The organism is Streptomyces sp. NPDC059909, from assembly GCF_042730885.1.
GTDB lineage: Bacteria > Actinomycetota > Actinomycetes > Streptomycetales > Streptomycetaceae > Streptomyces.
In genome coordinates this window covers 78,529-89,483 of the sequence record NZ_JBHWKX010000017.1, presented here as the reverse complement: position 1 = coordinate 89,483, position 10,955 = coordinate 78,529, and the positions used below count along the sequence as shown (strand labels likewise).

Here is a 10,955-nt window from a genome sequence, read left to right as displayed (position 1 = left end):
TTCTGGGGGGGAGGTAAGCGCAGCCCATCCACCTCCCCGCGCCGGGGTGTTCCGCCTCTCTTGCCCCCCCCCCGCTCCCTCCCCCCCCACGGCCGCGCCCGAGGAACCGACGAGAGGTCAGGTGTGAGGTGCCGTGAAGAAGTCCCACCGCGCAGCCGGCCCCGGGCCGGGTCCCGGTTCCGGGCCGGGTCCCGGTCCCGGTCCCGGGCCCGCCAGGAGGCGGACCTTTGCCGTGGTCCTGGGCGTCGTCGTCGCGTCGATCGGTCTGACGGCGTGCGGGGGCGCCGCGCCGGGCCTTTCCGTGCAGTCCCTCCCCGGACCGTCGGGGGCCGTGCGTCCCCCCGGCGTGCGGCAGGGGCTTCCGCAGGACATCACGGCCATGGTCCTGCCGGCCACAGGTGACGACACCCGTCTGACCCAGGGGCTCGACGGTTTCGCGCAGATGGTGGGCCATGCCACGCTGCACGAGTGCGCGGAGCGGCAGGGCGTGAGCCCCCCGGAGGTGCCTCCGCCGGCGTACATCGGCTGGTCCGACCTCCCCGACCTGGGATTCATCGAGCGGCATGGTCTCACGCAGAGCGTCCCGGCCATGCCGGACGCGCAGTCACCGGCGCCGGCGGGCCGCAAGGACCCGGAGGCGCAGCGGCGCTGTGCGGAGGAGGCCCACAGCGCCACCAAGGAGTTCAAGGACCTCTACGCTCCGCTCCAGTCCAAGTGGTGGCCCGAGGTCTCCGCGGCCCGGGACGACCCCCAGGCCCGGAAGGCCCTGCGCGCGCTACCCGGCTGCCTCGCGCGCCACCGCATCGACGTCGACGACGAGGACGGCTTCTTCGCCCTGGTCGACCGCACGGTCCAGGGCATCGAGGACGCGGACGAAGCGGCCCGCGCCGACCGGGGGTTCGGGGCGGCCTATGCCACGTGCATGGCTCCGGTCGAGGCCGTACGGGAGCCGTTGCGCATCAGCCGCCGCACGGCCTTCCAGGTGTCACACCGGGACGAGATCCTCGCCCTGCAACGGACGCTGCTCCCACGCATCCGCGAGCTCGAGCGGCGCCACGGACTGAGTTTCGCCCGGCCGGTTCCGTGAAACCGGTCCAGGCCCGGCGGCTCCACGGCGCCGCCGCCGTACACCCCGTCCATCACGAGGCCCACCACGAGAGGGATCGCACCATGCTCCGATCACCAGGCCTGCGGAAGCAGAGCGCCCGGATCGTCATGTTCCTTGCCATGATCATGGCGATGCTGGTCCAGGGCGGTGCGCCGGCCCAGGCGTTCTCCGGCGCCTTCTTCCACACACAGAGCTCGGGCAACCGCGGCAGCGATGTCGTCGCCGTGCAGCACCTGCTGGGCGCACACGGCCACACCGTGGCCACCGACGGCGTCTTCGGCTCCGGCACGGCCTCCGCCGTCAGGTCGTTCCAGAGCTCCAAGGGCCTCGCCGCCGACGGCATCGTCGGCCCCAACACCTGGGGCCGGCTCGTCGTCACCGTACGCCAGGGTGACAACGGACCCGCGGTGAAGGCCGTGCAGTACCTGCTGAACGCCAAGCGCGCCGCCGGGCTCACCGTGGACGGCGACTTCGGGCCCGCCACGGCCACGGCGGTGAAGAACTTCCAGTCCCACGCCGGCATCTCCGCGGACGGCGTCGTAGGCCCCGACACCTGGCGCAACCTCGTCTGGCACTACGAGCTCATCAACTTCGGCGCCAACATGTGCGACCAGAACCCGGACGGCAACGCCTCCGCGAACTGGGCCACCGCCGCGGCCGCCGCGCAGCTCGAGTCCGCCACCTCCTCCTTCGCCTCGACGGGCAACGGCAAGGTGCCGATGGGCGACGCGAGCTGGGAGCACGGCGGTGACATCCCCGGGCACGCCAGCCACGAGGTCGGCCTCGACATCGACATCTGGCCGATCCGCACCGACTCGGCCCAGTGCACCGCGGGCCGGATCACCTGGCAGTCGGGGACCTACGACCGCGCGGCGACCCGCCAGCTCGTCCAGGCCATCCGCGCCGCCGCCCCCGGACACGTCGAGCTGATCTTCTTCAACGATCCCACCCTCATCTCCGAGGGCCTCACGACGCAGTACCCGAACCACGACAACCACCTGCACATCCGCTACCGGTGATCCGTTCGGGCAAGCGAAATCAATGCAGGACGCAGGCAACGCAGGCAACGCAGGCATGCAGTCAACGCAGTCAAGGAGAGTCATGCGCAGACGCTTCCCGACGCTGATCGCCGCGGTACTCGCCGCGCTGGTCGCCGTACTGCTCGGGCCGAGCACCGCCTCGGCCGCAACCTGGCCGGTCATCGCCAACGGTGACAGCGGACCGCAGGTGACCACCATTCAGCACCTGCTCACCCACCGCGGGTACGCCACCACCGCCGACGGACAGTTCGGACCCACCACCGAGTCCAAGGTCAAGTCGTTCCAGAGCGCCAACGGCCTCACGGCCGACGGCTCGGTCGGCCCGCTGACCTGGCCCAAGCTGGTCGTCACGGTGCAGAACGGCAGCACCGGCAGCGCAGCGAAGGCGGCCCAGACCCAGCTGAACCGGTACGGCTACGGCCTCGCCGTCGACGGGGACTTCGGCCCCGCGTCGACCAGCGCCGCCAAGGACTTCCAGGCCAAGCACGGCCTCACGGCCGACGGGATCGTCGGCCCCAACACCTGGAACGCCCTGGTCGGCGGCTCCGGCGGGGGCGGCAGCACCCGCGCCCAGCTCGCCGCGTCCATCGACGCCAACTCCAGGATCTCGCTCCTGACCTACCACGTCAGCGGAGTCGTCGACAGCGACTCCACGGCCCAGGCCAACATCACCGACACCAAGAACGGCACCACCGCCGAGACCAGCAACTACAGCGACGTCGGCGAGCGCGAGGTCTGGCTCTCCACGGCCATGCTCAACGGCATGCTCAAGCTGGCCACCGAGCGGGGCTACACCTTCCTGATCACCGAGATCGCGGGCGGTGACCACTCCACGAACTCCAACCACTACAGGGGCATCGCTTTCGACGCGGACAACATGTCCGTCAGCAATTCCACCTTCGTCAGCGCCTGTCGCGCGTACGGGGCCACCGAGGCCATTGACGAGGGCAACCACGTCCACTGCGCCTGGGAGTAGCGGCGCCCGCGGCCGAACGCTCACCGCTCCCGTCACCGCGCCCGTCACTCCGGCCCGTCCGGCCGGGGTGACGGGCGTTTCGCCGTCCGCCGTCCGCCGTCCACACGAGGGGCTCGGGGCGAGGCGGGCGTTGTAGGCTCGGCAATCCGTGCGAACCGGGTGGGGATGAACTGACTGCTCATGTGGGTGCTGAGTAAGGCCGGGCCACGGCGGACGGGCGCCGCCGGCTCGCTGGCGATCGCCGTGGGCGGTCTGGCGGCCGGGTCGCTGCCCGCGCGTGAGCCGTGGGGGCTCTGGGTCCCGTACGGACACGGGGTGACGGTCGCCGCCGCCGTACTGGCATATCTCGGGCTGACCTTGCTGGTCCTGGCCTGGTGGGAGTACGGGCGGGAACTCGCCGCGGGGGAGACGGCAGAGGTGGCCGGGCAGGGCGGGGTGCGCGACGTGCTCGTCACCCTCGGCTGGTGGGCCGCACCGCTGGTCCTGGCGCCGCCGCTGTACAGCGCCGACGTGTACAGCTACATCGCGCAGGGCGCGATGGTCCTGGAAGGCCATGACGTCTACGCGCACGGGCCTTCGGTCCTCGGCCCCGGCTCGCTCGGGGCCGATGCCGCGGCGAGCGTGGGCGGGAACTGGACCGACACGCCCGCGCCGTACGGCCCGGTCTTCCTGCTGCTCGCGAAGGGCGTGACCTGGGCGACCGGCGGGACGATCGTGCCGGCCGTCATCGGGCTGCGCCTGACGGCGGTGGGCGCGCTCGTCCTGACGGCCTGGGCGGTGCGCCGGCTGGCGGCGCAGTACGGCGCCGGCGAGAGCCGTGCCCTGTGGCTGGCGGTGCTCAATCCGCTCCTGCTGATCCATGTCGTGGGTGGCATGCACAACGACGGGCTGATGATCGGCCTCATGCTGGCCGGTGTCGTCTGCGCGCTGCGCGGGCGGTGGGTGCTGGGCAGCGCGGTCGTCGCCCTCGCGATGACGATCAAGTCACCGGCGGCGGTCGCCCTGCTCTTCATCGGAGTGATCGTCGTCCGCGACGCCGGCCGGGGGCCGGCCGTCCTGCGCGCCGTGAAGGGTGCCCTCGGCCCCGGCCTGGTCGCCGCCACGATCGCGGCCGCGACCACGTGGCTCAGTGGGACCGGCTTCGGCTGGCTGCGCACGCAGAGCGTCGCGGCGACGGTACACACGCCGCTCTCGCTCACCAGCGACCTCGGCCTCGCGGCCGGGTACGCGGCGCGGTTGCTCTCCGGCGACGTGGACCCGGCGGCGGTCAAGAGCCTGACCCAGACCCTCGGCCTCGCCGCCGCCGTCGCGGTGATCGCCGTCCTGGCATACCGCTCCCTGCGCGGACGGATGCGTCCCGTACGCGGTCTGGGCCTCGCTCTGCTGGCACTCGTCGCGCTCTCGCCGATGGTGCAGCCCTGGTACCTGCTGTGGGGGACGGTGGCGGTTGCGGCTATTTCGGTAGGGAACGATCGAATTGTCCCGATCCTGATGGTCCTCTCCGTGTCCTTCGTCTACGAGACCCAGCCCTCGGGTCACACCCCGGCGTACGGCTTCGCACTCGCCGCCCTTGCGGTGGCGGCCGCGGTGACGGCACTGCGGCGGCACGGGGGGCCCGCCGCTGCCGAGGGTCCCGCACCGTCCCGGCCCCGCCCGGAACCGGACTCCCTGTCGGGCGTGCCCCGCTAGGCCCCGGCCCCAACGCCCGGTAGTGCGCGCGGGGTCGGGACGGAGGTCCGACATGGGGCGCCGACCCGGGGCCGGGGATCGGCGCGGCGTCGGCGCCGCCCGCCGGGCCCGCCGGGCGGCCTGGTGGGGCGCGGCGGCAAGGGTGTCGACGATGTCGGATTTCGCACCCGGCTTCGAAATGGAGCCCTTGAGTCCATAGAATCCGCGGCTGTGAGCCACCAGGAGAGTCCGGTATTCGTCGACGCCTCTGGGCGCCGCCGCCGCCTAATGAGATATGCGTCGGTTGCCCTCGGTGCGGCGTGCGTCTGTTTCATCGCTGTTGTCCTGGCCGGGCTCTTCGGTGCCGGGCCGGCCGGCGGCCCGTTGCCCTGGAGCCAGAGCCGGGAGGAGTCCTCGCCGACGGCCGAGGAGCCGACGCCTTCGACGGATGAGAGCGGGAAACCCGGCGAAGGGGGCGGGGACCCGATAGCGGATCCGGGCGCTCCCTCGGCCTCCGGCTCCCCGGGGCCCAGCGCGTCCGAGAGCCCCGGCGCGGACGGAACCGGCACGTCCCCCACCGCCGAGGCGCCGACGGCGGGCGGCGCCGCGAGTGCCCCGCCCGGGAACTCGGGCAACGCACCCCGGCACTCGCCCACCGCGGCCGGAAAGGGACCCAAGTGACCCGGCACGCCATACGCCGAGATCCCCGCGCCCACTGGGTGCTGCTGACGCTCACCCTGGTCGTCGCCGCCACCGCCCTGCTCTTCAGCGGATACGGGCGGCACGAGATAGCCCCGACCGCCGCGCCCGCCACCCGCTGCCCGGGCGCCCCCGATCCCGGTTTCGACAGCGGGCCCGTCCTGCGGCAGGACCCCAAGACCGGCGGAATCGCCGCCGGACGGATGCCCTCCGGCACCGTCGCCCTCACCTACGACGGCGGCCCCGACCCGGCCTGGACCCCGCGCCTGCTCGATCTGCTGAAGCAGCACCAGGCCAAGGCCACCTTCTTCCTCACCGGCACCCAGGCCGCCGCCCATCCCGACCTCGTACGACGGATCAGGGACGAGGGCCACGAACTCGGCTCGCACACCTACACCGACGCCAATCTCGCCGAGGTCTCCGGCCCCCGGGCCCGGCTCGAACTCGCCCTCACCCAGAACGTCCTCGCGGGCACCGCCGGAACCGGCACCCATCTGCTGCGCCTCCCGCACACCGCCGGTGCCGCCTCCTTCTGCGGCGACATGGCCCGGGCCGCACGGCAGGCCATGGTCGACGGCTACGTCCTCGTCACCGCCGACTCCGCCGCGTCCGCCGCCGACGGCACCGGCGTCCGCCAGTTCACCGGCTCGACGGCCGCCGTCGCCGAGACCGAGCGGCTCCTGACCGCCGGCCGCGGCGAGCGGATCCAGTACACGACCGTCGGTGCCGGCCTCGGTCTTCCGGGCACGACCTACGGCGTCGGCACGACGGCCGAGTGGCGGGGTGCCGCGGTCGTCCGCGCCCAGCAGGCCTCCCGGGCCTTCGCCGACGCCATGACCTGGTTCCTGCTCGCGGCCGGCGTGATCACCGCGGCCCGGCTGGTGATGCTGTTCACGGTCGCCCGCGTGCATGTGAAGCGCGTCCGGACCAAGCGCTCCCGGCGCCGCGGCGCCCCGCGCTTCCCGCCGCTCACGGATCCGGTCTCGGTGATCGTCCCCGCGTACAACGAGGAAGCGGGCATCGAGGCGACCGTGCGTTCGCTGCTGGCCTCCACCCACCAGGCCGTCCAGATCATCGTCGTCGACGACGGCTCCACCGACCGGACCTTCGAGATCGCGGACGCGATCGACGACCGCCGGGTCATGGTGATCCGCCAGCCCAACTCCGGGAAGGCCGCCGCCCTCAACACCGGCCTCGCCTGGGCCCACTTCGACATCGTCGTGATGGTCGACGGCGACACCGTCTTCGAACCCGACGCGGTCTTCAACCTGATCCAGCCGCTCGCCGACCCGCGCGTCGGCGCCGTCAGCGGCAACACCAAGGTCGGCAACCGGCAGGGTGTCCTCGGCCGCTGGCAGCACCTCGAATACGTCATCGGCTTCAATCTCGACCGCCGCATGTTCGACGTCATGGAGTGCATGCCGACCGTTCCAGGCGCGATCGGGGCGTTCCGCCGCGATGCCGTCGTGGGCGTCGGCGGGGTCAGCGACGACACCCTCGCCGAGGACACGGACCTCACCATGGCCCTGTGCCGGGCAGGCTGGCGCGTCGTCTACGAGGAGTCGGCGATCGCCTGGACCGAGGCCCCCTCGACGGTGCGTCAGCTGTGGAAACAGCGCTATCGCTGGTGCTACGGCACGCTTCAGGCCATGTGGAAGCACCGCGGCGCCGTGCTGGAGCGGGGCGCGGCGGGCAAGCTCGGCCGCCGTGGCCTGACCTATCTGCTGCTGTTCCAGACGGTCCTGCCGCTGGTCGCTCCGCTCGTCGACGTCTTCGCCCTGTACGGACTGCTGTTCCACGGCGCGGGGCAGGCGGCGGCGGTCTGGCTCGCCTTCACCGCGGTCCAGGTCTTCAGCGCGGTGTACGCGCTGCGGCTGGACCGGGAGAAGTTCGAGCCCCTGTGGACCCTGCCGCTCCAGATCTTCGTCTACCGCCAGCTGATGTACCTCGTGGTCGTCCAGTCGGTGGTCACGGCACTGACGGGCAACCGGCTCCGGTGGCAGCGCATGCAGCGTACGGGCTCGGCGACGGACGTCCTCGAGGATCGCGGCGCCGTGCGTACCTGACGGAGGCCTGCCGTCCCAGCCCCCGGCCGTCCCAGCCCCCGGCCGTCCCAGCCCCCGGCCGTCCCAGCCCCCTGCCGTCCCAGCCCCCTGCCGTCCCAGCCCCCGGCCGACCTGGGCTCCGGCCGTCCGGCGGCCGGCGGCCCAGGCTCCGGCCGTCCTACGCCCCGACCGTGCCGTCGATCCCTTCCCGGAGGAAGTCGGCGTGGCCGTTGTGGCGCGCGTACTCGTGGATCAGGTGCAGCATCACCAGCCGCAGCGACACGTGCTCGCCCCACCGTGGCTGGTACCCGGTCACCTCGAGCGATTCGGCCTCCCGCTCGATGCGCCGGGAGTGCTCGATCTCGGTCTCCCAGGCGTCGAACGCCTCGGACCGCGTGGCCTTCGTCGCGTCGTACGCCACCTGGTAGTCGCCCTCGTCCGACCACACGAGCGGGATGTCCTCAGCGGCGATCACCCGGCGGAACCAGGTGCGTTCCACTTCCGCCATGTGCCGCACCAGGCCGAGCAGCGAGAGCGTCGAGGGTGGCATGGACCTGCGGCGCAGGTCCTCGTCCGACAGGCCCTGGCACTTCATGGCCAGGGTGGCGCGGTGGAAGTCGAGGTAGGCGCGCAGGGTCTCGCGCTCGTTGCCGCGCAGGGGCGGGGAGATGCGGTCGTCGGTTTTCACGGAGTCACGGTAAGCCCGGTCGGGTGGTGCGTGTGCGGGTGCAGTGCGGGACCGGGCTGACCGACAACGGTGCCTCGCTTGGCAGCGCGGGCGCCTCAACTGTTCCGGTTCCGTTGTCCGGATGCCCGCGTCCCAGCCGAACGACCCGGAACTCGTGCTGTCCAACGGCCACTGCCTGGAGGCCGGATCCCCCGCGCCCGGCCAGGTCGTGGTCGACCGTCTGCCGTCGTGTACCGCAGACCGCCGCGACGTTCCCCTCCTGCTCGGTCCCGTCCCGGGCCGACGGCGAGCCGGCCCGGGACGGGACGGAGACGCTGATCCAGCTCACTCCGTCGGTTTCGGGTCATCGACCTTGGTCGGATCGCCTGTGTTCGACACGATGACGGCCAGCAGTTTCGCCGGTTCCGTCGAGCTCGCGTTCTCCGTGAGCGCGTGGTAGGAGTTCGGCGGTTCGACCCAGTGCTCGCCGGCGCGGTAGGTGCGGACCGGCTCGTTGTCGAGCTGGCTGCGCACGGTGCCCTCGAGCACGTAGGCGTAGACGAACGCCTTGCCATGGCGATGCGGCACCGCGCGTGCGGAGGGCGGGAATTCGACGACCTCCGAGGTGAACGTCTTGCCCGGGACATTCGGAAGTCCCTGCTCAAGCAACACCTTCACCGTCTCGGCGGGCGGCGTGGTCTGCGTGGGGGACGTCGGTGGTGTGGGTGGTGAGGGCTGCTCGGTCCCAGAGACTGCCGCCTTCGCCGCGGACGGCTCGGCAGCAGTCGCTCCCCCTGCCGCGGGGACGAATGCGGCGGTCGCGGCCACCACGCCGGCAGCCAGGCACCGCAAGGCAAGTCGTGTTTTGATCATGACGTCGAACCTCCGAAGCTACTCGACGGTCATCGACCAGCGCGCAGATCCCCCATCATCTGTGAGGAACCGCCCTCCCGCGACTTCGCGGTCATCGGTCCCGGCGGCCTCCCCGTACCGAGCGTCCCGCCAGCACGTCCGTGCGCTTCCCGTCCTCGATCACGAACCTGCCGTCGATCAGGACGTGCGGAATCCCGGCCGGGAGGGTGCGCGGCGCGTCGTACGTCGAACCCGCCGCGACCGTGTCCGGGTCGAAGAGTACGAGGTCGGCGCGGTAGCCCTCGCGCACGTAACCCCGGTCGGGGAGACGCAGCCGGGCGGCGGGCCGAGAGGTCAGATGGGCCACGGCCTCCTCGAGGGACAGGACGCCGAGTTCGCGGGCGTACCGGCCGAGGTACTGCGGGAAGGTGCCGTACGCGCGCGGGTGCGGCTTGTCGCCCTGGAGAATGCCGTCGCTGCCGCCCGTGTGGACGCGGTGCCGCATGATCGCCCGGACGTTCTCCTCGTGGCCGACGTGCTGGAGGATCGTCGTGCCGAGCTGGTCCTCGACCAGGAGCCGGCGGGCGGTGGCCCAGCCGTCCAGGCGGCGGCCGACGTGACCGGCGAGGACGGGATCGCTCACGCCGGAGATCTCGATGGTGTCCCACTCCATCGGCACCCCGTGGCAGCCGTCCGAGCCGATGACCTCGAGGTGGTGCCGGATCCTCTCGGCGGTCCCGTCGTCCTGGAGGCGGGCGAGGAACGCCTCCGGTCCGCCCTCGCTCGCCCAGCTCGGCAGCAGCGCGACGAGGGTCGTGCAGCCGGGGGTGTACGGATACGTGTCGAGGGAGATGTCGGCGCCCGCGTCGAGCGCCTCGTCGAGCAGGGCGAGCAGCTCGGGCGCGCGGCCCTCGTTCACGCCGAAGTTCATGGTGGCGTGGGCGAGATGGAGGGCGCAGCCGGCCGCGCGGGTGAGGCCGACCATCTCCTCGTACGCCTCCAGGGCGCCCGCGCCGTACGAGCGGTGGTGGGGGCAGTAGTAGCCGCCGTGGCGTGCCACCACCCGGCACAGCTCGGTGAGTTCGGCGTCGTCGGCGTACATGCCCGGGGTGTAGGTGAGGCCCGACGACATGCCGATGGCACCCTGCTCCAGGCCCTCGGCGACGAGCTGCTTCATGCGGCGCAGCTCGTCCTCCGTGGCGGGGCGGTCGTCCCAGCCGACGGCGTACATCCGCACGGTCCCCTGCGGGACGAGGTACGCGGCGTTGACCGCGATGCCGCGGCCGCCGAAGTTCCGGTCGAGGCGGTCCAGGTACTCGCCGACCGTCCGCCAGTCGAAGTCGACGTCCGACCCGTCGCCGTTCCACCCGGTGATCGCCCGGCGGACCTCGGCGAGGGTGCGGTCGTCGACGGGCGCGTACGACAGCCCGTCCTGGCCCAGGACCTCCAGGGTCACGCCCTGCGCGGCCTTGGCGCTGTGGTCCGGGTCCCGGAGCAGCGCGAGGTCGCTGTGCGCGTGCATGTCGATGAAGCCGGGGGAGAGGGCGAGCCCGCCGGCCTCCAGCACGCGGCGGGCGCCGGGGCGCGGGCCGCCCCGCCCTTCGGGGTGGATGACGGTGATCCGGCCGTCCGTGACGCCGACGTCGGCGCGGTACGAGGCGGTGGCGGTGCCGTCGACGACGCGCGCGTTGCGGATGACGAGGTCCATGTGATGCGTGCCTTTCTCCGTCTTGCGGGGCTCCACCCCGGATTCCGCGCCTTCCCGGCAGCCGGGGCTTCGCCCCCGGGCCCGCGGGGGGCGGGGGCGAAGCCCCCAGTTCTGGGGAGCGGGGGGGGTGAAACCAACCAAGGTCCAAAAAACACGCTGATGTCATCCCCTCCCCTTCCCTCCCCCCCACCC

8 protein-coding genes and 1 pseudogene are annotated in these 10,955 nt (G+C 72.4%); 6 read left to right on the top strand and 3 right to left on the bottom strand.

The window, feature by feature from the left end:
- The first annotated feature begins 232 nt into the window (after positions 1 to 232).
- From ACFV9O_RS14680 to ACFV9O_RS14660, 5 genes are all read left to right on the top strand, one after another.
- Positions 233 to 1,087, top strand: a complete 855-nt coding sequence (locus tag ACFV9O_RS14680; protein ID WP_385417100.1) for a hypothetical protein — start codon at positions 233 to 235, stop codon at positions 1,085 to 1,087.
- A gap of 83 nt (positions 1,088 to 1,170) precedes the next feature.
- Positions 1,171 to 2,127, top strand: coding sequence for a penicillin-insensitive murein endopeptidase (locus ACFV9O_RS14675; RefSeq protein WP_385417098.1), 957 nt, complete (start codon positions 1,171 to 1,173; stop codon positions 2,125 to 2,127).
- 82 nt (positions 2,128 to 2,209) lie between these two features.
- Positions 2,210 to 3,124: a peptidoglycan-binding protein gene (locus tag ACFV9O_RS14670; RefSeq protein WP_385417095.1), complete on the top strand. Its 915-nt coding sequence runs from the start codon at positions 2,210 to 2,212 to the stop codon at positions 3,122 to 3,124.
- A gap of 180 nt (positions 3,125 to 3,304) precedes the next feature.
- Positions 3,305 to 4,813, top strand: coding sequence for a polyprenol phosphomannose-dependent alpha 1,6 mannosyltransferase MptB (gene mptB, locus ACFV9O_RS14665; RefSeq protein ID WP_385417092.1), 1,509 nt, complete (start codon positions 3,305 to 3,307; stop codon positions 4,811 to 4,813).
- A 656-nt stretch (positions 4,814 to 5,469) separates the two neighbouring features.
- Entirely contained in the window at positions 5,470 to 7,557 is a 2,088-nt protein-coding gene (locus ACFV9O_RS14660) for a bifunctional polysaccharide deacetylase/glycosyltransferase family 2 protein (protein ID WP_385417089.1), read from the top strand.
- A 157-nt stretch (positions 7,558 to 7,714) separates the two neighbouring features.
- Here the strand turns inward: ACFV9O_RS14660 and ACFV9O_RS14655 are convergent, their stop codons facing one another.
- Positions 7,715 to 8,224, bottom strand: coding sequence for a DinB family protein (locus tag ACFV9O_RS14655; protein WP_385417086.1), 510 nt, complete (start codon positions 8,222 to 8,224; stop codon positions 7,715 to 7,717).
- A gap of 97 nt (positions 8,225 to 8,321) precedes the next feature.
- On the opposite strand from ACFV9O_RS14655, the pseudogene ACFV9O_RS14650 reads away from it, so the two are divergent.
- Positions 8,322 to 8,453 (top strand): annotated as a pseudogene (locus ACFV9O_RS14650) (serine protease); the annotation flags it as partial.
- A 95-nt stretch (positions 8,454 to 8,548) separates the two neighbouring features.
- Here ACFV9O_RS14650 and ACFV9O_RS14645 read toward each other — a convergent pair.
- Positions 8,549 to 9,076, bottom strand: coding sequence for a cupin domain-containing protein (locus tag ACFV9O_RS14645; protein WP_385417083.1), 528 nt, complete (start codon positions 9,074 to 9,076; stop codon positions 8,549 to 8,551).
- 91 nt (positions 9,077 to 9,167) lie between these two features.
- Positions 9,168 to 10,763, bottom strand: a complete 1,596-nt coding sequence (locus ACFV9O_RS14640; RefSeq protein ID WP_385417080.1) for an amidohydrolase family protein — start codon at positions 10,761 to 10,763, stop codon at positions 9,168 to 9,170.
- Between the last annotated feature and the right edge of the window lie 192 nt (positions 10,764 to 10,955).

Bases quoted from the DNA above. Each gene is read 5' to 3' on its own strand.
- ACFV9O_RS14675 (WP_385417098.1), top strand. From the start codon at position 1,171: ATGCTCCGATCACCAGGCCTGCGGAAGCAGAGCGCCCGGATCGTCATG.
- ACFV9O_RS14670 (WP_385417095.1), top strand. From the start codon at position 2,210: ATGCGCAGACGCTTCCCGACGCTGATCGCCGCGGTACTCGCCGCGCTG.
- ACFV9O_RS14645 (WP_385417083.1), bottom strand. From the start codon at position 9,076: ATGATCAAAACACGACTTGCCTTGCGGTGCCTGGCTGCCGGCGTGGTG.
- mptB (WP_385417092.1), top strand. From the start codon at position 3,305: ATGTGGGTGCTGAGTAAGGCCGGGCCACGGCGGACGGGCGCCGCCGGC.
- ACFV9O_RS14640 (WP_385417080.1), bottom strand. From the start codon at position 10,763: ATGGACCTCGTCATCCGCAACGCGCGCGTCGTCGACGGCACCGCCACC.